Here is a 22,031-nt window from a genome sequence, read left to right on the forward strand (position 1 = left end):
CGGCGTCAGCGCTGCGGGTCGGAGTAGGGGCCCGCCTCGGGGTGCGTGGGCTGGTACCCGGTCTGCTGCCATGCGTCCTGGCTCCAGGGCTGCTGGGGCCACGTCTGCTGCGGCGACTGCTCCGGCCATGCCTGCGCCGGCCACTGCTGCTGCGGCTGCTGGGGCCACGCCTGCGCGGGCCACTGCTGCGCCGGCCACTGCTGGCCCGGCCACTGCTGCGCCGCCTGCCACTGCTGCGGTGCAGGACCGGCAGCGCCCGCCTGCGCCCACGCCCGCGTGAGGTGCCACGTCGCGGCGTCGATCGTCGGGGGCAGCACGGGCGTCGCCGACTGCTCGTAGCGCGCGCTGCGCAGCGACGACGGCAGGAATCCGGGCACGAGCGAGGCGAGGCCCGCGAAGGTCACGACGTAGCTGGCTGCCCAGCTGCCGCAGATGAAGGCGAACGCGAGCCCGCCGTGCATGCCCGCATCCTGCAGCCGGCGCCAGGTGAGCGCGATGCTCGGCACGAGGAACGCCAGGCTCAGCAGGCTGCCGAGCGCGAGGAGGCCGAAGCCGGGCAGCAGCGGGTCGAGCGCCGGGTCCGTCGACGACGTCGAGTACGGGTTCTCGATGGCCTGACGCATGAGGTCGACGTACCCGACGACCGCGACCACGAGCCCGGGACCGAGGAGCACCATCGTCGCGGCGAAGAGCGTCAGCTGACCCCACCAGAACTCGCTGCGGCTCGCGCGGCCCCGGAACGTGGCGTACTTGCGCAGGAATCGCACCATGCCCGCGGGGCCGATGCCGTAGTGCGGCTGGTCCAGGGGCACGTCCATGCCCCCAGTCAACCAAGCGACGCCGCGTCGCGTGCGCGCGACCCGCCAGGGCTACCGCATGCGCGTCGCGGCCGCCATCGCCCGCTCGGCCTCCCACGCCTGCGCAGGCACGCCGGGTGGCAGCACGGGCGTGGTGGAGCGCTCGTAGCGCGCGCCGCGCGCCGACGAGTCGAGGAAGCCCAGCACGTACTGCGCGAGCCCCGTGATGAGCAGCACGCCCGCGAGCATGTTGCCGCCGAGCAGGAAGGCGAGCGCGACGCCGCCCGGCATCCCCGCATCCTGGGCACGGCGCCACGCGAGCGCGAGCCACGGCAGCAGCAGCCCGAGCCAGAGGACCGCACCGGCGAGCAGGAGCCCGAAGCCCCACAGCGCGTCGGCGAACGCCGCGAACGGGGCAGCGGGCGTCGTCGACGGGTCGGCCGTGGAGACCTCCATGCGGCTGAGGAAGACGGCGGGGAAGGCGATGACGCCGGGCAGGAAGAGCACGAGCGAGGCGATGGCGAGCGTCAGCTGCCCCCACCAGAACTCGCTGCGGCTCGCACGGCCGCGGAACGTCGCGTACTTGCGCAGGAATCGCAGCATGCCGGCCGGGCCGATGCCGTAGTGCGGCTGGTCGAGGGGCACGCGCATGCCTCCAGTGAAGCAGCGCGCGGCTGCGCGGATGCGCCGTGGATGCGGCTCCACAGGGCTCGGGCATCCACATCCGGCACACGACCCCGGGCAAGCGTCGGCTCGCGAGGCGACCCTGGTCGCCCGCGCGTCGAGGGCGCGCAGCGAGAAGAGAGGAGTGGACATGGACAGGCTCACGAGGCTCGTCGACGACGAGACGGGTGCCGCGACCGCGGAGTACGTCATCGCGACGATGGCGGCCGTCGGATTCGCTGGGCTGCTGGTGGTGATCCTGCGCAGCGAGGAGGTGCGCGGCATCCTCACCGACATGGTGCAGCGCGCGCTGACCGTGCAGCAGTGATGCGGCGCGCGGGCGGCGTGCGCGACGAGCGCGGTGCCGTGACGGCCGAGCTCGCCGCGGCGCTGCCCGCCGTCGTCGTGATCGCGGCGCTCGCGATCGGCGGCGTCGGGGCTGCGGCGCGGCAGGTGGCGCTGCAGGACGCGGTCGGCGACGCCGCGCGTGCCGCGGCCCGCGGCGACGCGCCCGAGCCGTACGCGGGCGACGCCGCGATCGAGGTGGCGGCGACCGGCGAGCTCGTGTGCGTCACGCTGCGGGCGACGGCCCTCGGCGGCGTCCTGCCGCTCGCGGCGTCGAGCTGCGCGGATGCGGGCGGGCGATGATCGCCGCACGGCTCGCCTCCGAACGGGGTGCGGGTGCGGTGCTGGCGCTCGCGATCGTCGCGGCCGCCGTCGTCGCGGCGGGCGTGACGCTCGGGGCATGCGGGCTCGTGGTCGCGTCGGCCCGGGTCGACGCCGCAGCCGACGCGGCGGCGCTCTCGGCGGCCGATGCGGCGGCCGGCTGGGCGTCCGACGACCCGTGCACGCGCGCTGGCATGGTCGCGGCGGCGAACGGCGCGACGGTCGTCGCGTGCTCGCTCGAGGGCCTCACGGCGACGATCGTCGCGGCCGACGCGGGCGGGCTGCCCGTGCGGGCGACGGCCGTCGCGGGGCCGCCGGACGAGGAGCGCGACGATGGATGAGGTGCGCACCGCGTCCGCACGCCTGCGGCGAACGCCGCCCGTCCTGTGCGCGGAGCCGTCGTACGGCGCATGTATGGTGAGGGCGCGTCAGCGGGAAGGACAAGAGCGTTGGCAGACGGCACGAAGCTCGTCATCGTCGAGAGCCCTGCGAAGGGCAAGACGATCGAGCGCTACCTCGGCGAGGGATACAAGGTCCTGGCATCGGTCGGGCACATCCGCGACCTCGTGAGCCCTCGCGACCTCCCTGCGGACATGAAGAAGGGTCCGTTCGGCAAGTTCGCCGTCGACGTCGACTCCGCCTTCGAGCCGTACTACGTCGTCAACGACGACAAGCGCAAGACGGTCACCGAGCTCAAGAAGGCGCTCAAGGACGCCGACGAGCTCATCCTCGCGACTGATGAGGACCGCGAGGGCGAGGCCATCGCGTGGCACCTGCTCGAGGTGCTGAAGCCCAAGGTGCCCGTGCAGCGCATGGTCTTCCACGAGATCACGAAGGAGGCCATCGAGCACGCGCGCGACAACACGCGCCAGCTCGACATGGACCTCGTCGACGCGCAGGAGACCCGCCGCATCCTCGACCGCCTCTACGGCTACGAGGTGAGCCCCGTGCTGTGGCGCAAGGTGCGCCAGGGCCTGTCGGCCGGCCGCGTGCAGTCGCCCACCGCTCGACTCATCGTCGACCGCGAGCGCGAGCGCATGGCGTTCGTGCCCGCCGCGTACTGGAGCCTCGCCGCCACGTTCGACGCATCGGGCAAGGAGTTCCTCGCCCGCCTCGTGCGCCTCGACGGCGCCCGCGTCGCCACCGGCTCCGACTTCGACGACCGCGGCCAGGTCAAGGGCGTGCGCACGATCCTCGACGCCGAGGCCGCCGCCTCGCTCGCCGAGGAGCTCGAGGCGTCGGCCTTCGAGGTCGCGAGCGTCGAGTCGAAGCCGTACCGCCGCCGTCCGTCGGCGCCGTTCACGACGTCGACACTGCAGCAGGAGGCCGGCCGCAAGCTGCGCTTCTCTGCGAAGCAGACGATGTCGGTCGCGCAGTCGCTCTACGAGAACGGCTACATCACGTACATGAGGACGGACTCGCCGTCGCTCTCGGCGCAGGCGATCTCGGCCGCCCGCACGCAGGCCACCGCGCTCTACGGCGACGGCGCCGTGCCGCAGGCGCCGCGTCTGTACTCCGGCAAGTCGAAGTCGGCGCAGGAGGCCCACGAGGCCATCCGCCCGGCCGGCGACGCCTTCGCGACGCCCTCGTCGCTCAAGGGCAAGCTCACCGACAACGAGCACCGCCTCTACGACCTCATCTGGAAGCGCACCGTCGCGAGCCAGATGATCGACGCGACCGGTCAGACGGCCACGATCACGATCGCGTCGGCGAAGACGAGCCGCGGCGTCGCCGAGCTCACCGCATCCGGCACCGTCATCACCGAGCCCGGCTTCCTGCAGGCGTACGAGGAGGGCAAGGACGTCGATCGCTACGCCGACGACGCCGAGCAGGATGCGACGCTGCCCGATGTCAAGGCGAAGGACGCCCTGGGCCTGAAGAACCTGGACCGCAAGGACCACGTCACGACGCCCCCGCCGCGCTACACCGAGGCGAGCCTCGTGAAGGCGCTCGAGGAGCTCGAGATCGGTCGCCCGTCGACGTACGCGTCGATCATCGACACGATCGTGCGCCGCGGCTTCGTCACGGTGCGCGGCGGCGCGCTCGTGCCCGAGTGGATCGCGTTCGCGACGATGAACCTGCTCGAGGAGCACCTCGGCCAGTACGTCGACTACGACTTCACGGCCGAGATGCTCGCCGACCTCGACCGCATCGCCGACGGCGACGCCGACCGCGTCGAGTGGCTCACGCGCTTCTACCGCGGGCACGACGGCAAGCCGGGCCTGCGCGACGTCGTCGGCAACCTCGGCGAGATCGACGCGCGCGCCGTCAACTCCATCGACCTCGGCGAGGGCGTCACGCTGCGCGTCGGCCAGTACGGCCCGTACCTCGAGCGCATCGACGAGCAGGGCACGATCCAGCGCGCGAACGTGCCAGAGGAGCTCACGCCCGACGAGCTGACGCTCGTGCGCGCGCAGGAGCTGCTGGATGCGCCGCCCGTCGAGGAGCGCGTGCTCGGCGAGCACCCCGAGACCGGCAAGTCGATCATCGTGAAGGACGGCCGCTTCGGCCCGTACGTGCAGGAGGTCGAGCCCGAGCCCGAGACTCCCGCCGAGCCCGAGCTCACGAAGACCGGCAAGCCCAAGCGCGTGCCGAAGCCGCCGAAGCCGCGCACGGCCTCGCTCTTCAAGACCATGACGCCCGAGTCGATCGACCTCGACGCCGCCGTCGCGCTGCTGTCGCTGCCGCGCACGATCGGCATCGACCCGGCCGACGAGTCGGCGACGCCCATCACGGTGCGCAACGGCCGCTACGGCCCCTTCATCACGAAGGGCGACGAGACGCGCTCGCTCGACAGCGAGGACGAGATCTTCACGATCACGCTCGAGCAGGCGATCGAGAAGCTCGCGCAGCCGAAGTACGGTGCCCGTCGCCAGTCGTCGGCGCTCGCCGAGTTCGACGCGGATCCCGTGAGCGGCAAGCCGATCAAGGTCAAGGACGGACGCTTCGGCCCGTACGTGACCGACGGCGAGACGAACGCGACGATCCCGCGCGGCGAGGACATCGCCGCCGTGACGTTCGAGCGCGCCGTCGAGCTGCTGCAGATCAAGCGCGACAAGGGTCCGGCGAAGAAGCCGGCGGCGCGCAAGGCGCCCGCCAAGCGACGCACGCCCGCCAAGAAGTAGGCGCGGTGGCAGGGCTCTTCGTCACGCTCGAAGGCGGCGACGGCGCAGGCAAGTCGACGCAGTCGACGCTGCTCGCCGACTGGCTGCGGGAGGCGGGTCGCACGGTCGTGACGACGCGCGAGCCCGGCGGCACCGACCTGGGCGTCGAGATCCGCCACCTCGTGCAGCACCGTCGCGGCCACGTCGCGCCGCGCGCCGAGGCGCTGCTCTACGCCGCCGACCGTGCGCATCACGTCGCGACGCTCGTGCGCCCCGCGCTCGAGCGCGGCGACGTCGTGCTGCAGGACCGCTACCTCGACTCGTCGGTCGCCTACCAGGGCGCGGGCCGCGTGCTCGGCACCGACGAGGTGCGCGACCTGTCGCTGTGGGCCGTCGACGGCCTGCTGCCCGACCTCACGATCCTGCTCGACCTCGACCCCGCCGAGGGCCGCCGTCGCATGGCTGCGCGCGTGGATGCGCCGTACGACCGGCTCGAGGAGGCGCCCGACGACCTCCACGTGCGCGTGCGCGACCAGTACCTCGCGCTCGCGGCTGCCGAGCCCGAGCGGTTCCTCGTCGTCGATGCCGCAGGCAGCCCCGACGAGATCCACGCCGCCGTGCGCGCCCGCGTCGCCGCGCTGCTGGAGGGCTGAGATGACGACGGACCCCTGGGGCGAGATCATCGGCCAGGACGACGCCGTCGCCACCCTGCGGCGCGCGGCCGCCTCGCCGGGCACGTCGGCGATGACGCACGCGTGGCTCATCACGGGCCCGCCAGGATCGGGTCGCTCGAACCTCGCGTTCGCGTTCGCGACGGCGCTGCTGTCGCCCGCCGGCACGATCGACGAGCGCGTCGCCATCCAGGTCGCGGCGCGCACGCATCCCGACCTCGTCGTGCTCGCGACCGAGGGCGTGACGATCAAGATCGACGCGGCCCGCGACGCCGTGCAGCGCGCGTCGCTGTCGCCGGCGTCGTCGCGGCACCGCGTCGTCGTGGTCGAGGACGCCGACCGCATGGTCGAGCGCACGTCGAACACGCTGCTGAAGGCGCTCGAGGAGCCGCCGGAGGACACGGTGTGGATCCTGTGCGCGCCCGGCGAGTCCGACCTGCTGCCCACGATCCGCTCGCGCGTGCGCACGGTGTCGCTCGGCGTGCCCGACGCGGATGCCGTCGCGCGCCTGCTCGTCGAGCGCGACGGCGTCGACCCCGGGCTCGCGGCGCAGGTGGCGCGCGAGGCGCAGAGCCACATCGGCATGGCGCGCAGGCTCGCGACGAACGACGAGGCGCGCTCGCGCCGTGCCGAGACGCTCGACCTCGCGCTGCGCGTGCAGACCGCGGGCCACGCGGTGCTCGCCGCCGCCCGGTTCATCGAGATCGCGGGCGCAGACGCCGAGGCGCTCGGTGCCGACCAGGACGCCGCCGAGCGCGACCAGGCGCTGCGCCAGATGGGCATCGCGCCCGGCGGCACGGTGCCGCCGCAGCTGCGCAGGCAGCTGCGCGAGCTGGAGTCGCTGCAGAAGGAGCGCGCGAAGCGCGGCCTGCGCGACGGCGTCGACCGCATCCTCGTCGACCTGCTCTCGCTCTTCCGCGACATCCTGCTGACGCAGCTCGGCGTCGCGCACGAGCTCGTGAACGCGGCGCAGCAGCAGCGCATCGAGGAGGCGGCGCGCGGTCGCCGCCCCGAGGACACGCTCGCGGTGCTCGACGCCATCCAGGTGACGCGCGAGCGCATCGAGGCGAACGTGCCTGCGCTGCTGGCGCTCGAGGCGCTGCTCGTCGTCGTCGCCGCGCCCGACGCGCGCTGACCCGAGCGCGTGGAGGCGCGCGCCCGTAGCATGAGCGCGGACGAAGGGACCCCCTCCATGGCATCGAGGCTCCGCCGCAGCGGCATCGCCGTCGCGCTCGCAGCATCCATCGCGGTCGCGCTCTCGGGCTGCATCGTGCTGCCGCCGAACCTCGTCCCCGGCCCCGGCGGCACGACGCCGACGACGCCCGCGACCGGCCAGCCCCTCGAGTTCACGCCGACGGGGGAGGACGTGGATGCGGGCCTCGAGCCGTACTACGCGCAGGACGTCGACTGGACGCTGTGCGCCGGCGGCTACACGTGCGGCACGATCGACGCCCCGATGGACTGGTTCACCCCCGAGGACGGCCGCTCGATCGAGGTGAGCATGATCATCCGGCCCGCCGACGGCGAGGTGTGGGGCTCGATGCTCTACAACCCCGGCGGTCCCGGCGGCTCGGGCCTCGAGTACGTGCGCAGCTACGCCGACTACCTCGTCGCCCCCGAGGTGCTCGAGCACTACAACCTCGTCGGCTTCGACCCCCGCGGCGTCGGCCAGTCGACGCCGATCACCTGCTACGACGACCCGTCGACGCTGTACGACTACCTGTGGGAGATCCCCGAGGGTCCCGCGCCCGAGCCGCTGTCCGACGAGGCCCTGCAGCAGCAGCTCGACGACGCCGGCGAGTTCGGCGACGCGTGCCTGCAGTACACGGGCGAGGCGCTGGAGTTCATGGGCACCGAGCAGGCGGCGAGCGACATGGACCTCATGCGCGCGCTGCTCGGCGAGGAGCACCTGCAGTACCTGGGCGTCTCGTACGGCACGCTGCTGGGCGCGACGTACGCCGACCTCTTCCCCGACCACGTGGGCCGCTTCGTGCTCGACGCCGCCGTCGCACCCGATGCGACCGACGCCGAGGGCACGCTCTTCCAGGCGGGCGGCTTCGAGCTGGCGCTGCGCAACTGGATGGCCGACTGCCTGAGCGTGGGCACGTGCCCGTTCACGGCGGGCGACGTCGACGGCGCCATGCAGCAGGTCGGCACGCTGCTGAGCGACCTCGAGGCGTCGCCGCTCGACGCGAGCGACGGCCGTCAGCTGGGCTCGAGCGCCATGTTCACGGCCGTCGCGGCGAACCTGTACTCGCCGTCGCAGTGGGGCACGCTGCGCTCGGTGTTCGCCGACGTGCTGAACGGCTCGGCCGACTCGGCGTTCGCCGAGGCCGACCGCTACTACGGCGTGAACCCCGACGGCACGTTCGCCGACAACTCCTTCGAGGCGCTCATCGGCGTCAACTGCCTCGACGCCCCGGCGGTGACGGACTTCGACGAGGTGCGCGCGAACGCCGAGGCGATCCGCGCGGTCGCGCCGACGCTGTGGCAGCAGTTCTCGGGCATGTCGACGTGCGCGGCGTGGCCGTTCGCAGCGACGCGCGAGCCGCACGTCATCACGGCGCCGGGCGCCGAGCCGATCATCGTCATCGGCGGCCTCAACGACCCGGCGACGCCGTACGAGCAGTCGGTGTCGCTCGCCGACCAGCTCGAGAGCGGCGTGCTCATCTCGGTGGATGCCGAGGGTCACTCGCAGTACAACCAGGGCAACGCGTGCGTCGACGACCCGGTGAACGAGTACTTCCTCACCGGCACGGCGCCGTCGGGGGACATCGACGGCTGCTGACCGCATCCACGATTCGCTGCAACCTTGCAGTGACTGCAACAATGGAGCCATGACGGACGAAGGACTGCGCGCGCGCAAGCGCCGCCGCACCAGCGCTGCGATCCAGCGCGCCGCCCTCGAGCTCGCCCTCGAGCGCGGCGACCTGCACCCGCCGGTCGACGCCATCGCGTCGCGCGCCGACGTGAGCCCGCGCACGTTCTTCAACTACTTCGCGACGCGCGACGAGGCGCTCGTGGGGGAGCCCATGCAGTTCCCCGACGACGCCGACCCCACGGTCGGCACCGACCTGCTCGACATGCTCGAGACCATCTCGCTGCAGGTGCTCGGCGACCGCGAGCTCGACCGCGACCTCATCCTGCTGCGCCGCGACGTCATGCGGCAGCACCCCGAGCTCTTCGCCCGCCGCGTCGTGCAGAGCCACGAGATCGAGCAGCAGCTCATCCGCCTCGCCGAGCGGCGCGCGGCCCTCGACGGCACCGACCGCCCGCACGAGCGCGGCCGCATCGCGGCGCTCGTCGCCATGGGTGCGCTGCGCGCCGGATGGATGCGCTGGGTCGACCGCGCGGGCGGCGAGAGCCTCGAGGACGCCGTGCGCGCGACGTTCGACGAGGTGCGCACCATGGTGCGCACGGCCGTCGTCGTCTGACGCCGCCGAGCGCCGCATCGAGCGTCGTGCTGCACCGCGACCGGCGCGATCGAGCATCCTGAGACGCCCCAGGTGTCGGCGCTGGTCACGGTCCGATCACGACCTCGCCATCTCGGCGGTCTGGACCACGGGGCGCGGGTAGCGTGCAGGGAACGCGTGGCGTCCGCCGCCGACCCGGTCGGCGTCGGCCGTGCGCCTGTCACAGCACCAGACCCAGGAGGTCACCGTGTCCCGACCCGCATCCCGGCGCCGCACCCTCGCGGCGCTCGCCGGCGGCACCGCAGCAGTCGTCGCCCTCGTCGGCTGCGTGCAGAGCGACCGCGACGACTCCGGCGAGGCCGGCGACGTCGACTCGACGTTCGTCTTCGCCGCATCCAGCGACCCCGCGAGCCTCGACCCCGCCTTCGCGAGCGACGGCGAGACCTTCCGCGTCTCGCGCCAGATGTTCGAGGGCCTCGTCGGCGTCGAGCCCGGCACCGCCGACCCCGCCCCGCTGCTCGCCGAGAGCTGGGAGCAGTCGGAGGACGGCCTGTCGTACACCTTCGCGCTGAAGGAGGGCGTGACGTTCCACGACGGCACCGACTTCGACGCCGAGGCCGTGTGCTTCAACTTCGACCGCTGGTACAACTTCACCGGCGTCGCGCAGGCCGACTCGATGGCCTACTACTACTCGAGCCTCTTCCAGGGCTACGCGGACAGCCCCGAGAACGCGGTCTACGCGTCGTGCACCGTCGACGACGACCTGTCGGCGACCGTGACGCTCGCGAAGCCCTTCGCAGGCTTCATCGCCGCCCTGTCGCTGCCCGCGTTCGCGATGCAGTCGCCGACGGCGCTGCAGGAGTTCAACGCGGACGACGTCGGCGGCACGGCCGAGGCGCCGACGCTGTCGGAGTACGCCGAGGGTCACCCCGTCGGCACCGGCCCGTTCTCGTTCGACTCGTGGGAGGTCGGCGCGCAGCTGCAGCTGAGCGCATACCCCGACTACTGGGGCGAGCAGGGCGACGTGCAGGAGATCATCTTCCGCGTCATCGACGACCCGACCGCGCGCCGCCAGGCGCTCGAGGCCGGCGACGTCGACGGCTACGACCTCGTGAGCCCCGCCGACGCGGCAGCGCTCGAGGACGACGGCTACCTCATCGAGTCGCGCGACCCGTTCACGATCCTCTACCTCGGCATGAACCAGCAGGTGCCCGAGCTGCAGGACGTGCGCGTGCGCCAGGCCATCACGATGGCGATCGACCGCGACCAGCTCGTGTCGCAGACGCTGCCCGAGGGCACCGAGGTCGCCAACCAGTTCATCCCGCCGTCGGTCGCGGGCTACAACGACGACGTCACCGAGTACGCGTACGACCCGGAGGCCGCGCGTGCGCTGCTCGCCGAGGCCGGCTACCCGGACGGCTTCACGCTGCAGTTCAACTACCCGACGAACGTCTCGCGTCCGTACATGCCGAACCCCGAGGAGATCTTCACGAACATCTCCGCGCAGCTCGAGGAGATCGGCATCACGGTCGACCCGCAGCCGAACGCATGGTCGCCCGACTACCTGGACCGCATCCAGGGCGGCTCGGACCACGGCATCCACCTGCTCGGCTGGACCGGCGACTACAACGACACCGACAACTTCCTCGGCGTCTTCTTCGGTGGCGAGTCGCCCGAGTGGGGCTTCGACAACGAGCAGCTGTTCTCCGACCTGGCCGCCGCCCGCGCGGAGCCGGACCTCGACGCGCAGATCCCGCTCTACGAGGCGATCAACGAGGAGGTCGCGACGTTCATCCCCGGTGTGCCGCTCGCGCACCCGGCCCCGTCGCTGGCCTTCGCCGAGCGCGTCGAGTCGTACCCGACGAGCCCGGTGAACGACGAGGTGTTCAACGCGATCGTGCTGACGTCGTAGTCTCGACGACTGCATGACCATCGGTGGGAGGGGCCGTGATCCGGCCCCTCCCACCGCTTCTGACGAAAGGCCCTCGTGCTCCGAGTCATCGGCAAGCGGCTCGCTCTGCTCGTCCCGACCCTCTTCGGGCTGAGCCTGCTGCTCTTCCTCTGGGTCCGCGCCCTCCCGGGCGGACCCGCGACCGCGCTCCTCGGCGAGCGCGCGACCCCCGAGGCCGTCGAGCGCATCAACGCGCTGTACGGCTTCGACCGCCCCGTCTGGGAGCAGTACGTCACCTACATGGGGCGACTGCTCACGGGCGACTTCGGCAACTCGATCGAGACGGGTCGCCCCGTGCTCGAGGAGTTCGCCCGCCGCTTCCCCGCGACGCTCGAGCTCGCGACGTTCGCGATCCTGTTCGCCGTGCTGCTCGGCGTGCCCCTCGGGTACTTCGCCGCGAAGCACTACGGCAGGCTCGTCGACCACGGATCGGTGGTGCTGAGCCTCATCGGCATCGTCATCCCGGTGTTCTTCCTCGCGTTCATCCTCAAGTACCTCTTCGCCGTGCAGCTCGGATGGTTCCCCACCGACGGCAGGCAGGATGCGCGCATCGATGCCACGCACTTCACGGGCTTCTGGGTGCTCGACGGCTTCCTCACCGGCGAGCTCGACGCCGCCGGCGACGCCTTCATGCACCTCGTGCTGCCCGGCATCGCGCTCGGCACGATCCCGCTCGCGATCATCGTGCGCATCACGCGTGCGAGCGTGCTCGACGTGCTCGGCGCCGACTACGTGCGCACCGCGCGCGCCAAGGGCATCCTCGAGTCGACCATCCGCGACCGGTTCGTGCTGCGCAACGCCATGCTGCCCGTCGTCACGACCATCGGCCTGCAGGTCGGGCTCCTGATCTCGGGAGCGGTGCTCACCGAGACGGTGTTCGCGTTCTCGGGCATCGGGCAGTTCCTCGCGTCGTCGATCTTCGCGCGCGACTTCCCCGTGCTGCAGGGCTTCATCCTCTTCATCGCGATCGGCTACGCCCTCATCAACCTCGTCGTCGACGTCAGCTACTCGTTCATCGACCCAAGGGTGCGTGTCCAGTGAGCGCCGTCCTCCCTCCCGCCAGCGACGCGAGCATCGCGCCGGAGCCCCAGGAGCCGAAGGGCGGCCCCGTGCGCCGCGAGGCCGGCACGAGCGTGTGGGGTGCCGCGTTCTCGCGGATGCGGCGCAACCCGCAGGCGATCGCGGGCGCAGCCATCGTGCTGCTGTTCGTGCTCGTCGCGATCCTCGCGCCCATCCTCGCCCCGTTCTCGGGCACGGCCCTGCCGGGTCGCGCCGAGATCACGCCGACGCACATCCCGGTGCCCGGCGAGCTCGCCCAGTACCCGCTCGGCCTCGACCGCTTCGGCGGCGACGTGCTGTCGAAGCTCATCTGGGGCGCGCAGGCGTCGCTGCTCATCGGACTCATCTCGACGGCGCTCGGCCTCGTCGGCGGCATGGTGCTGGGCCTCGTCGCGGCCGGCTTCGGCGGCTGGGTCGACAACGTCGTGATGCGCGTCGTCGACATCCTGCTGTCGGTGCCGAACCTGCTGCTCGCGGTGTCGATCGCGGCGGTGCTCGGGCAGACGCCCGCGGCCGTCATGATCGCCATCGGTGCGAGCCAGGTGCCGATCTTCGCGCGCCTGCTGCGCTCGTCGATGCTGCAGCAGCGCTCGGCCGACTACGTGCTCGCCGCGCAGACGCTCGGCCTGTCGCGTCGCACGATCACGATGAGCCACGTGCTGCCGAACTCGCTCGGCCCGGTCGTCGTGCAGGCGACGCTCGCGCTGGCGACCGCGGTCATCGACGCGGCGGCCCTGTCGTTCCTCGGCCTCGGCGGCGGACGCCCCGAGACCGCCGAGTGGGGCCGCATGCTCACCTACGCGCAGAACGAGCTGGCGATCGCGCCGCACCTGGCGTTCCTGCCTGGCATCTGCATCGCGATCACGGCGCTCGGCTTCACGCTGTTCGGCGAGTCGCTGCGCGAGGCGCTCGACCCGCGCCAGCGGAAGGCGTAGCGCTCCGACGCTGATTGGGCAGTGGATGTCGTGATTCGTGCCGAATCACAGCATCTACTGCCCGCTCGCGTGCATCGAGTGCCCAGTCGCCACTGAGCCGAGGCGGATCAGGCGGCGCCGAGCTCCGCACCCGGGATGGATGCCAGCAGCTGCCGCGTGTACGGGTGCCGCGGGTTCTGGAAGAGCTCCTCGCTCGGCGCCTGCTCGACGATCTCGCCCCGCTGCATCACGGCGACGTGGTCGCTGATGAGGCGCACGACGGCGAGGTCGTGGGAGATGAAGAGGTACGACAGCCCCAGCTCGCGCTGCAGCTCGCCGAGCAGGTGCAGGATCTGCGACTGCACGAGCACGTCGAGCGCCGACACGGGCTCGTCGCACACGACGAGGTCGGGCTTCAGCGCGAGGGCGCGGGCGATCGCGACGCGCTGGCGCTGGCCGCCCGAGAGCTCGCCGGGGTAGCGGCGCAGCATCGACTGCGGCAGCGACACCTGGTCCATGAGCTCGTGCACGCGGGCGCGACGCTCGGCGCGCGAGCCGCGCTTGTACGCCTCGAGCGGCTCGCCGATGATGCGGCCGATCGTGAACGACGGGTTGAGCGACGAGTACGGGTCCTGGAAGACCGGCTGCACGCGCTGACGGAACGACCGCAGCTCGGCGCCCTTGAGGTCGGCGATCTCCTGCCCCTCGAACAGCATGGAGCCCGACGTCGGCTCGACCGCCTTCAGCAGCATCCGCGCCGTCGTGGTCTTGCCCGAGCCGGACTCGCCGACGATCGCGACCGTCTGGCCGCGCGGGATGACGAACGACACGTCCTTCGCGGCGGTGAAGTCGTCGCCGCCGCGCACGGGGTAGACCTTCGTGAGACCCGAGACCTCGACGATGTTGTCGGCGGCGGCCTGGGCGTCGTCCTGGCCGTGCTCGATGACCTCGGCGCGGGCCGCGGCGACCGAGGGCGCAGCGGCGACGAGCGCCTTCGTGTACTCGTGCTGCGGGTTCGAGAGGATCTCGGCGGCAGGGCCGGCCTCGACGACGCGGCCGCGGTGCATGACGACGACCTTCGACGCGCGCTCGGCGGCGAGGCCGAGGTCGTGCGTGATGAGCAGCACCGACGTGCCGAGCTCGCGGGTGAGCGTGTCGATCTGGTCGAGGATCGTGCGCTGCACCGTGACGTCGAGGGCGCTCGTCGGCTCGTCGGCGATGAGCAGGCGCGGCGCGCACGCGAGGCCGATGGCGATGAGCGCGCGCTGGCGCATGCCGCCCGAGAACTCGTGCGGGTACTGCTTGGCTCGTGCCTCGCCGTCGGGCAGACCCGCGGCCGAGAGCGCCTCGACGACCTTGGTGCCGACGTCGCGCTTCGTGGCCTTCTTGTGCACCAGCAGGGTCTCGGCGACCTGGGTGCCGATCTTCGAGACCGGGTTGAGGTTCGACATGGGGTCCTGCGGCACCATGCCGATCTCGTTGCCGCGCAGGTCGCGCATCCTCGACTCCGAGAGCCCCACGAGCTCGCGGCCGTCGAGCTGGATGCTGCCCGACGCGATCGTCGCGTTCGACGCGAGCAGGCGGATGATCGCCATCGCCGTCGTCGACTTGCCCGAGCCCGACTCGCCCACGATCGCCACGGTCTCGCCGTGCTCGACGTCGAACGACACGTGCTGCACGGCATCGACCGTGCCCGCCATGGTGCGGAACGTCACCTGCAGGTCGCGCACGCGCAGCAGCGGCGGGCGCTCGTCTGCGGGCTCGGGGGCGGATGCGGGAGCGGCGTGCGCGTCGACAGGGGTGGCGTCGACGGGCTCGGCAGCGGGCTCGATCATCCCGCCATCCTGCCGGAATCCGGGCGGTCGCATCCCCGCTTCCGGCCGATCGTCACACGACCGTAGCCTTCGCCGTCCGCAGGCTCCCGCGGCGGACACGCCTGGTTCGCGAGCCCTCCACGCATGCGCTAGCATTGCTTCTCGTGCCGCATGCGGCACACGCCGCCCTAGCTCAGTTGGCAGAGCGATTCACTCGTAATGAATAGGTCGAGGGTTCGATTCCCTCGGGTGGCTCCGACACCGAAGGCCCCCGCAGCAGCGGGGGCCTTCGTCGTGTGCGGCGTCAGCCGGCAGCGGGCGGGCCCGGTGGCGGGCCGGCCTGCATGGGACCCGAGAGGCCTTGCTGGCCCGCGGGGCCGGGCGACGGCGGCTGCACGGGCTGCTGGTGCTGCACCTCGGGCTTCGCGCCCAGCGGCAGGAACGCGAGCACGCCCAGCCCGAGGGCGAAGAGGCCGCAGGCGATGGCCGTGATCGCGAGGCCGCCCGAGCTCGGGGCGAAGACGAGCACGAGCGCGCACAGCACGAACAGCAGGATGAGCGACGGCAGCTTGCGGCGGATGGCGCCCTGGACGTGGTGCATGGGACTCCCCGGGGACGGTGGGTGCTGGTGCGTCGGATGCTAGGTGCAGACCCCGGGGATACGGTGAGTGTCGTGCCCGATGCTGCCCCCGACATGCGCGACTGGCCCACGGGCCGACTGCTGGCGATGGCCGCGCGCCTCGTGGAGCACGAGTGGCACGACACGCTGCAGGGCGCGGGCATCACGCACGCGGGCCTCGTCGTGCTCGACCTGCTCGGCGACGGGCCGCTCGCGCAGGCCGAGCTCGCCAGGCGGGCGCGCGTCGAGGTGCAGACCATCTCGCGCACCGTCGACCGGCTCGAGCGCGAGGGGCACGTCGAGCGCACCCTCGACCCCGCCGATCGGCGCTCGCGCCTCGTGGCGCGCACGGCTGCGGGGGAGGCGGCGTGGGCGCAGGCGCGGTCGCTCGAGGCGCGCGCGATCCCGGCCGTCGACGACGCGGATGCGCTGCGGGCGCAGCTGCTGCAGATCGTGCAGGCCCTCAGCGCCAGGCGCTGGTCGTAGGCGCGGCTCGCATCCGCTTCGCTCTGGCGCCTGAAGGTCAGCCAGCGTAGGATCTGACGCATGGCCCGTGCGCTCCTCATCGTCGACGTCCAGAACGACTTCACCGAGGGCGGAGCCCTCGGCTGCGAGGGCGGCGCGGCCGTCGCGGCCGCCATCACCGACCACGTGCGCGCGAGCGCCTACGACCTCGTCGTCGCGAGCCGCGACTGGCACCACGGCGACGACGACAACGGCGGCCACTTCGCGACCGGCGAGCCCGACTTCGTCGACACGTGGCCCGTGCACTGCGTCGCAGGCACGCCCGGCGCCGCGTACCACCCGGCGCTCGACCGGTCGCTCGTCGACGTGCACGTCTACAAGGGCCAGGGCGAGCCCGCCTACTCGGCGTTCGAGGGCGAGACCGAGGATGGCGCGACGCTCGCGAGCATCCTCGACGCGCGCGGCATCGACGAGCTCGTCGTCGTCGGCATCGCGACCGACTACTGCGTGAAGGCGTCGGCGCTCGACGGCCTGCCCGTCGTGCCGACCGTCACCGTGCTCGACGCCCTCACCGCCGCCGTCGCCCCCGGCACGCGCGCCGCGGCCCTCACCGAGCTCGCCGACGCGGGCGTCGCGGTCCGGTGACCGCGCCCACTCGCGCCGAGCCGCAGCGCTCGGCCACGCCTCGCGTGCCCAGGTGGCTGCGCGCCGTCATCCCCGCCGTGCTCATCGTCGGCTGGATCGCGGCGCTCGGCGTCGGCGGCCCGACCTTCGGGCGCCTCGACGAGGTCGTCGAGAACGATCAGGCGGCGTTCCTGCCGCAGTCGGCGGATGCGACGGCCGTGCAGGAGGCGCTGCCGGGCTTCCTGGGCGACGATCGCATCCCCGCGATCGTCGTGCTCGAGGGCGACGGCGCGCTCACCGACGACCAGCTCGCCGACGCGCAGACGCTCGCCGAGGCGGTGGCCGCGGTCGACGGCGTCGTCGAGGCGTCGCCCGCGATCCCGAGCGACGACGGCGAGGCCGTGCAGATCGTCGCGATCGTCGACTCGAGCGAGTCGGAGGCGGTCGACGTCGCCGTCGACGCCATCCGCGACCTCGTCGCCGACGCGCCCGACGGGCTCACGGGCGCCGTGACCGGCCCCGCGGGCTTCGCCGCCGACATCGCCGAGGCGTTCAGCGGCATCGACGGCATCCTGCTGCTCGTCGCCCTCGCGGCCGTGCTCGTGATCCTCGTGATCGTGTACCGCTCGCCGCTGCTGCCGATCCTCGTGCTGCTCACGTCGGTCGCGGCGCTGTGCCTCGCGATCCTCGTCGTGTTCTCGCTCGCGAAGGCCGGCATCCTGCAGCTCTCGGGGCAGACGCAGGGCATCCTCTTCATCCTCGTCGTCGGCGCCGCGACCGACTACGCGCTGCTCTACACCGCGCGCTACCGCGAGGCGCTCGCGCAGCACGCGAGGCGGTGGGATGCGACGCTCGCGGCGTGGAAGGGCTCGTTCGAGCCGATCCTCGCGTCGGGCGGCACGGTCATCGCGGGCCTGCTGTGCCTGCTGCTGTCGGACCTGCAGTCGAACCGCCAGCTCGGCCCCGTCGCCGCGATCGGCATCGCGATGGCGCTGCTCGCGGGCCTCACGATGCTGCCCGCGCTGCTCTACGCCGTCGGCCGCGTCGCGTTCTGGCCCGTCGCGCCGCGCCACCACGGTGCGCACGAGCACGCGCCGACGCACGCGAAGGCCGAGAAGGTGGGACTGTGGGGCCGCGTCGCCGCGCTCGTCGGGCGCCGCCCGCGCCCCGTGTGGATCGTCACGGCGATCGTGCTCGCCGCCGGCGCCGTCGGCATGACGCAGCTGCAGCCGAACGGCGTGCCGTCGAGCGAGTTCGTCGTGGGGGAGTCGCAGGCGCGCGACGGCCAGGCCGTGCTCTCCGACCACTTCCCCGGCGGGTCGGGCGCGCCGACGTACGTGCTGGCCGCCGAGGGCGACCTCGAGGCCGTCGCCGACGTCGCCGTGGGCGTCGACGGCGTGGACGCCGTGGCAGCGACGAGCGAGGACGCGCCGGGCGGCACCGTGCCCGTCGACGACGCCGCGCCCGTGCCCGGCATGCCGACGGGCGAGCCGCAGGTCGTCGACGGGCGGGTGCTGCTGCAGCTCACGCTCGACGCCGCCCCCGACTCCGACGCCGCGCAGCAGGCGGTGCGCGATCTGCGCGCCGCGCTCGCCGACGCCGACCTCGGCGACGCGCTCGTCGGCGGCACGACCGCGACGGCCGTCGACACGAACGACACGGCCATCCACGACCGCGCGCTCATCATCCCGATCGTGCTCGCCGTGATTCTCGTGATCCTCGCGCTGCTGCTGCGGGCGATCGTCGCGCCGATCCTGCTCATCCTCACGACCGTGCTGTCGTTCGGCACGGCGCTGGGCGTCGGCGCGCTCATCCTGCACGCCATGGGGCGCGAGGCGATGGATCCGTCGGTGCCGCTGTTCGCGTTCGTGTTCCTCGTCGCGCTCGGGGTCGACTACAACATCTTCCTCATGACCCGGGTGCGCGAGGAGGCGCTGCGGCGTGGGCACCGCGAGGGCGTGCTCACGGGCCTGCGGGTCACGGGCAGCGTCATCACCTCCGCAGGTGTCGTGCTGGCGGCGACGTTCGCGGCGCTCGCGGTGATCCCCGTGCTGTTCCTGCTGCAGATCGCGATCATCGTCGCGCTCGGCGTGCTCATCGACACCGTGCTCGTGCGCTCGCTGCTCGTGCCGGCGCTGTCGCTCGAGATCGGGCGGGCGACGTGGTGGCCGTCGCGGCTGTCGCGGGGCGTGCCGAAGGACTGAGCTCCGTTGCGAGGTGCGGTTGCTGCACTGAGGTGCCGTTGCAACCGCACCCGAGTGCAGCAACCGCACCCGAGTGCAGCAACCGCACCTCGCAACCGTCAGCCGGGCTCCGCGGTCGCCTGCAGCCACGCCCACAGGGTCGCGCGGTCGGCGAAGCCCTGCAGGTCGAGGCCCAGCGCGCGGCCGAGGGCGAGGATGCGGTCGCGCAGCGAGTGCCGGTGCATGCCGGCGGCGCGGGCCGCGGCGTCCCACGCGCAGTCGTGCGCGAACCACACGCGGGCGAGCGCGAGGGATGCGCGCCCGTCGTCGGTCGCGAGCAGCGCGCCGAGGTGCGCCGCGGCGGCGGCGCGCACGGCCTCGTCGCCGAGCAGGCCCAGCAGGCCGTCGTCGCCGGGGGAGAAGGTGGCGGATGCGGTGCCGTCGCGGCGCGCGCGGTCGAGCGCCGTCGACGCCTGGGCGACGGCGGTCGCGGCGTGCGCCCACGTGGTCGGCAGGCTCCAGCCCGCGGTCGCGTCGATCGCGCTCGCGACCGCCGCCCGATGCACGTCGGCGGCGACGACGAGCGTGCGCTCGTCGCGGGTGGCGGCGAGGACCGGGCCCGGCGCTTCCGCGTCGATGGGCGCCGTGCCGTCGACGGCGGCGACGACGATGGGCTCGGCGGGCAGCGCCTCGCCGACGCGGGCGAGCAGCACGGCCGCCTGCTCGGCGCCGCCGGCGAGCGCGTGCTCCACGATGGCGCCCTCGAACGCCGCGACGCGGTCGCGCGCGCCCTGCGACGACGCGAGCGCGAGGTCGAGCAGCGCCGCTGCCGTCGTCACGACCGAGCGTGCGGGGGCGTCGAGCGCCTCCGTGCCGGCGAGGGCCAGCGCGCCGTGCACGCGGCCCGCGCCGCCGAGCGACTGCACGAGCATCCACCCGCCGTCGTCGCGCTCGATGGTGCGCGCCGTGCGGCGGCCGGTGCGCAGCGCCGCGCGCACCTCGTCGACGAGCGCCTCGTCGACGCTCGCCGTCGACGCGGCGCGCGTGCGGGCGCGCTCGTCGAGCAGCGCGACGTCGGCACCCAGCTCGCGCGCGACCGTGCGCACGACCGCGGCGGCGCCGTCCGCGCGGCTCGCGGCCGCACCGATCGCGCGCTGCGCGTCGGCTGCCCACCGCTCGCGCGCGGCGCCGCGCTCGGCGTTCCAGCGGATGATCGCGAGGAACGACGTGTCGTACGGCACCTCGAAGAGCGGCAGGTCGGCCGCGAGGGCGGCGTCGACGAGCGCGGGCGGCACGTCGGGGGAGTGCAGGCCCGTGCCGAAGCCGAGGCCCAGCACGCCGGCGTCGACGAGCGCGCGCACGTAGCGCGGCGCCGTCGTGTCGCCGCCGACGAGCTGCCTGCCGGTCGTGAGCAGCACGTGCTCGGGCGCGAGGAACGGCGTGGGGTCGGCGAGGTCGGAGCTCGCGATCCACGAGATCGGCCGCGCGTGCCGGTCGTCGCCCGCGACGACCGCGTGCAGCGCGAGCGACGGCTCGGCGACGAGCGCCTCGACGGTCGCGAGCGTGGGCGTGCGGGTGGCCATGCGGCCATCGTGCCACGACGGCATCACTCACGCATGAATCTGCCGACATGGCACCCGTGAATCAGGGATGCGCTGCCTACCGTGAGCAGCACCACACCTCGACAGGAGCCCGCGATGACGCTGCACGCCCCCGCCCCCACGACCCCGCACGGCGGCCCGTCGCTGCCGCAGGAGCGTCGCCTCGTCACCGCCATCCCCGGCCCCGCATCCCAGGCGCTCCTGGCTCGCAAGTCCGACGCCGTCGCGCGCGGCGTCGGCATGACGATGCCGGTCTTCGTCGCCGCGGCCGGCGGCGGCGTCATCGTGGACGTCGACGGCAACTCGCTCATCGACCTCGGCTCGGGCATCGCCGTCACCTCCGTCGGCAACGCCGACCCCGGCGTCGTCGCCGCCGCATCCGCGCAGCTCGAGCAGTTCACGCACACGTGCTTCACCGTCACGGGCTACGAGGGCTACGTCGAGGTCGCCGAGGCGCTCAACCGCCTCACGCCCGGCGACTTCGCCAAGCGCACCGCCTTGTTCAACTCGGGCGCCGAGGCCGTCGAGAACGCCGTGAAGATCGCCCGCTCGGCCACGCGCCGCTCGACGATCGTCGCCTTCGACCACGCCTACCACGGCCGCACGAGCCTCACGATGGCCCTCACCGCCAAGTCGATGCCGTACAAGCGCGGCTTCGGCCCGTTCGGCGCCGAGGTGCACCGCGCCCCCATGTCGTACCCGTTCCGCGACGGCCTCTCGGGCGCCGAGGCGGCCCGCATCGCCATCGAGCGCATCGAGCGCCAGGTCGAGACCGACGAGATCGCCGCCGTCATCATCGAGCCCATCCAGGGCGAGGGCGGCTTCGTCGTGCCCGCCGACGGCTTCCTGCCCGCGCTCGGCGACTGGGCGCGCAGCCACGGCATCGTCGTGATCGCCGACGAGGTGCAGACGGGCTTCGCCCGCACCGGCGCGATGTTCGCCTCCGAGCACTTCGGCTTCGAGCCCGACCTCGTCGTGACCGCCAAGGGCCTCGCCGGCGGCCTGCCGCTCTCGGCCGTCACGGGTCGCGCCGAGATCATGGATGCGGCGCACGCCGGCGGGCTGGGCGGCACGTACGGCGGCAACCCCGTCGCCTGCGCCGCAGCGCTCGCGGCCATCGCCGCCTTCGAGGACGGCCTCGTCGACCGCGCCCGCGAGATCGAGGCCATCGCCCTCGAGCGCCTCCTCGCGGCGCAGGCCGGCGACGCCCGCATCGGCGACGTGCGCGGCCGCGGCGCCATGCTCGCCATCGAGCTCGTCGACCCCGCCACCGGTCGCCCCGACGCCGACCTCACGAAGCGCGTCGCCGCCGCCGTGCACGCGCAGGGCGTCGTGCTGCTCACGTGCGGCACCGACGGGAACGTCGTGCGCCTCCTCCCGCCGCTCGCCATCGGCGACGACCTGCTGCGCGAGGCGCTCGACATCCTGTGCGCGGCCATCGCCGACGCCTGAGCCGCACCCATCCATCCGCATAGGCTGAAGACAGA

At 73.1% G+C, this 22,031-nt stretch carries 20 protein-coding genes and 1 tRNA gene; 16 read left to right on the forward strand and 5 right to left on the reverse strand.

The features are described from left to right. Positions 1 to 5 precede the first annotated feature (5 nt). The gene (locus BLQ67_RS11580) at positions 6 to 818 is read right to left on the reverse strand and encodes a DUF805 domain-containing protein (protein ID WP_092505222.1); all 813 of its coding nucleotides are present in this window, start codon (positions 816 to 818) and stop codon (positions 6 to 8) included. A gap of 51 nt (positions 819 to 869) precedes the next feature. After that, entirely contained in the window at positions 870 to 1,448 is a 579-nt protein-coding gene (locus BLQ67_RS11585) for a DUF805 domain-containing protein (protein WP_157674821.1), read from the reverse strand. 163 nt (positions 1,449 to 1,611) lie between these two features. Here BLQ67_RS11585 and BLQ67_RS16465 point away from each other — a divergent pair, with 163 nt between their 5' ends. The 11 genes from BLQ67_RS16465 (at position 1,612) to BLQ67_RS11635 (ending at position 13,259) form a co-directional block, all read left to right on the forward strand. Further along, positions 1,612 to 1,788, forward strand: coding sequence for a DUF4244 domain-containing protein (locus BLQ67_RS16465; protein ID WP_157674822.1), 177 nt, complete (start codon positions 1,612 to 1,614; stop codon positions 1,786 to 1,788). Continuing rightward, entirely contained in the window at positions 1,788 to 2,108 is a 321-nt protein-coding gene (locus BLQ67_RS11590; RefSeq protein ID WP_092506915.1) for a hypothetical protein, read from the forward strand. The genes BLQ67_RS16465 and BLQ67_RS11590 overlap by 1 nt, the downstream gene beginning before the upstream one ends. Further along, positions 2,105 to 2,467 (forward strand): hypothetical protein, encoded by a 363-nt coding sequence (locus tag BLQ67_RS11595; RefSeq protein ID WP_092505226.1) that lies wholly within the window; start codon positions 2,105 to 2,107, stop codon positions 2,465 to 2,467. The genes BLQ67_RS11590 and BLQ67_RS11595 overlap by 4 nt, the downstream gene beginning before the upstream one ends. A 108-nt stretch (positions 2,468 to 2,575) precedes the next feature. After that, complete coding sequence (topA, locus tag BLQ67_RS11600; protein WP_092505228.1) at positions 2,576 to 5,251, forward strand: type I DNA topoisomerase; 2,676 nt, start codon at positions 2,576 to 2,578, stop codon at positions 5,249 to 5,251. Between the two features lie 5 nt (positions 5,252 to 5,256). Next, positions 5,257 to 5,883: a dTMP kinase gene (gene tmk / locus BLQ67_RS11605; protein WP_092505230.1), complete on the forward strand. Its 627-nt coding sequence runs from the start codon at positions 5,257 to 5,259 to the stop codon at positions 5,881 to 5,883. A gap of 1 nt (position 5,884) precedes the next feature. Continuing rightward, positions 5,885 to 7,036, forward strand: coding sequence for a DNA polymerase III subunit delta' (locus BLQ67_RS11610; protein WP_092505232.1), 1,152 nt, complete (start codon positions 5,885 to 5,887; stop codon positions 7,034 to 7,036). A 57-nt stretch (positions 7,037 to 7,093) separates the two neighbouring features. Next, entirely contained in the window at positions 7,094 to 8,689 is a 1,596-nt protein-coding gene (locus BLQ67_RS11615; RefSeq protein WP_157674823.1) for an alpha/beta hydrolase, read from the forward strand. Positions 8,690 to 8,738: 49 nt separating this feature from the next. Further along, complete coding sequence (locus BLQ67_RS11620; protein WP_092505236.1) at positions 8,739 to 9,335, forward strand: TetR/AcrR family transcriptional regulator; 597 nt, start codon at positions 8,739 to 8,741, stop codon at positions 9,333 to 9,335. A gap of 226 nt (positions 9,336 to 9,561) precedes the next feature. Beyond that, positions 9,562 to 11,226 carry an ABC transporter substrate-binding protein gene (locus tag BLQ67_RS11625; RefSeq protein ID WP_092505238.1) on the forward strand — a complete coding sequence of 555 codons (1,665 nt, stop codon included), beginning with the start codon at positions 9,562 to 9,564 and terminating at the stop codon, positions 11,224 to 11,226. A 75-nt stretch (positions 11,227 to 11,301) separates the two neighbouring features. Then, positions 11,302 to 12,306, forward strand: a complete 1,005-nt coding sequence (locus tag BLQ67_RS11630) for an ABC transporter permease (RefSeq protein ID WP_092505240.1) — start codon at positions 11,302 to 11,304, stop codon at positions 12,304 to 12,306. Further along, positions 12,303 to 13,259 (forward strand): ABC transporter permease, encoded by a 957-nt coding sequence (locus BLQ67_RS11635; protein ID WP_092505242.1) that lies wholly within the window; start codon positions 12,303 to 12,305, stop codon positions 13,257 to 13,259. The genes BLQ67_RS11630 and BLQ67_RS11635 overlap by 4 nt, the downstream gene beginning before the upstream one ends. Positions 13,260 to 13,366: 107 nt before the next feature. On the opposite strand, the gene BLQ67_RS11640 is transcribed toward BLQ67_RS11635, so the two are convergent. Next, complete coding sequence (locus BLQ67_RS11640; RefSeq protein WP_092505244.1) at positions 13,367 to 15,073, reverse strand: ABC transporter ATP-binding protein; 1,707 nt, start codon at positions 15,071 to 15,073, stop codon at positions 13,367 to 13,369. Between the two features lie 161 nt (positions 15,074 to 15,234). Here BLQ67_RS11640 and BLQ67_RS11645 point away from each other — a divergent pair. Beyond that, positions 15,235 to 15,307 (forward strand) — tRNA-Thr (locus BLQ67_RS11645). 49 nt (positions 15,308 to 15,356) lie between these two features. Here BLQ67_RS11645 and BLQ67_RS11650 read toward each other — a convergent pair. Next, positions 15,357 to 15,653, reverse strand: coding sequence for a hypothetical protein (locus BLQ67_RS11650; protein WP_092505246.1), 297 nt, complete (start codon positions 15,651 to 15,653; stop codon positions 15,357 to 15,359). Positions 15,654 to 15,725: 72 nt separating this feature from the next. Here BLQ67_RS11650 and BLQ67_RS11655 point away from each other — a divergent pair, with 72 nt between their 5' ends. The 3 genes from BLQ67_RS11655 to BLQ67_RS11665 are packed head-to-tail and all read left to right on the forward strand — an operon-like array spanning position 15,726 to position 18,964. After that, positions 15,726 to 16,157, forward strand: coding sequence for a MarR family winged helix-turn-helix transcriptional regulator (locus BLQ67_RS11655; RefSeq protein WP_231945036.1), 432 nt, complete (start codon positions 15,726 to 15,728; stop codon positions 16,155 to 16,157). A 60-nt stretch (positions 16,158 to 16,217) separates the two neighbouring features. Then, positions 16,218 to 16,781 carry an isochorismatase family protein gene (locus BLQ67_RS11660; protein ID WP_092505248.1) on the forward strand — a complete coding sequence of 188 codons (564 nt, stop codon included), beginning with the start codon at positions 16,218 to 16,220 and terminating at the stop codon, positions 16,779 to 16,781. Beyond that, positions 16,778 to 18,964, forward strand: coding sequence for an MMPL family transporter (locus BLQ67_RS11665; protein WP_231945037.1), 2,187 nt, complete (start codon positions 16,778 to 16,780; stop codon positions 18,962 to 18,964). The genes BLQ67_RS11660 and BLQ67_RS11665 overlap by 4 nt, the downstream gene beginning before the upstream one ends. A gap of 98 nt (positions 18,965 to 19,062) precedes the next feature. Here BLQ67_RS11665 and BLQ67_RS11670 read toward each other — a convergent pair whose 3' ends face one another. Continuing rightward, the gene (locus BLQ67_RS11670) at positions 19,063 to 20,526 is read right to left on the reverse strand and encodes a PucR family transcriptional regulator ligand-binding domain-containing protein (protein WP_172802313.1); all 1,464 of its coding nucleotides are present in this window, start codon (positions 20,524 to 20,526) and stop codon (positions 19,063 to 19,065) included. Between the two features lie 114 nt (positions 20,527 to 20,640). Here BLQ67_RS11670 and gabT point away from each other — a divergent pair, with 114 nt between their 5' ends. Next, the gene (gene gabT / locus BLQ67_RS11675; RefSeq protein ID WP_092505252.1) at positions 20,641 to 21,996 is read left to right on the forward strand and encodes a 4-aminobutyrate--2-oxoglutarate transaminase; all 1,356 of its coding nucleotides are present in this window, start codon (positions 20,641 to 20,643) and stop codon (positions 21,994 to 21,996) included. Positions 21,997 to 22,031 lie beyond the last annotated feature (35 nt).

This window comes from Agrococcus jejuensis, assembly GCF_900099705.1.
GTDB classification, from domain to species: Bacteria; Actinomycetota; Actinomycetes; order Actinomycetales; family Microbacteriaceae; genus Agrococcus; species Agrococcus jejuensis.

Coding starts and splice junctions, on each gene's coding strand:
- BLQ67_RS11595 (WP_092505226.1), top strand. CDS start 2,105: ATGATCGCCGCACGGCTCGCCTCCGAACGGGGTGCGGGTGCGGTGCTG.
- BLQ67_RS11660 (WP_092505248.1), top strand. CDS start 16,218: ATGGCCCGTGCGCTCCTCATCGTCGACGTCCAGAACGACTTCACCGAG.
- BLQ67_RS11620 (WP_092505236.1), top strand. CDS start 8,739: ATGACGGACGAAGGACTGCGCGCGCGCAAGCGCCGCCGCACCAGCGCT.
- BLQ67_RS11580 (WP_092505222.1), bottom strand. CDS start 818: ATGGACGTGCCCCTGGACCAGCCGCACTACGGCATCGGCCCCGCGGGC.
- BLQ67_RS11610 (WP_092505232.1), top strand. CDS start 5,885: ATGACGACGGACCCCTGGGGCGAGATCATCGGCCAGGACGACGCCGTC.
- BLQ67_RS11650 (WP_092505246.1), bottom strand. CDS start 15,653: ATGCACCACGTCCAGGGCGCCATCCGCCGCAAGCTGCCGTCGCTCATC.
- BLQ67_RS11640 (WP_092505244.1), bottom strand. CDS start 15,073: ATGATCGAGCCCGCTGCCGAGCCCGTCGACGCCACCCCTGTCGACGCG.
- BLQ67_RS11585 (WP_157674821.1), bottom strand. CDS start 1,448: ATGCGCGTGCCCCTCGACCAGCCGCACTACGGCATCGGCCCGGCCGGC.
- gabT (WP_092505252.1), top strand. CDS start 20,641: ATGACGCTGCACGCCCCCGCCCCCACGACCCCGCACGGCGGCCCGTCG.
- BLQ67_RS11590 (WP_092506915.1), top strand. CDS start 1,788: ATGCGGCGCGCGGGCGGCGTGCGCGACGAGCGCGGTGCCGTGACGGCC.
- BLQ67_RS11670 (WP_172802313.1), bottom strand. CDS start 20,526: ATGGCCACCCGCACGCCCACGCTCGCGACCGTCGAGGCGCTCGTCGCC.
- BLQ67_RS11615 (WP_157674823.1), top strand. CDS start 7,094: ATGGCATCGAGGCTCCGCCGCAGCGGCATCGCCGTCGCGCTCGCAGCA.
- BLQ67_RS16465 (WP_157674822.1), top strand. CDS start 1,612: ATGGACAGGCTCACGAGGCTCGTCGACGACGAGACGGGTGCCGCGACC.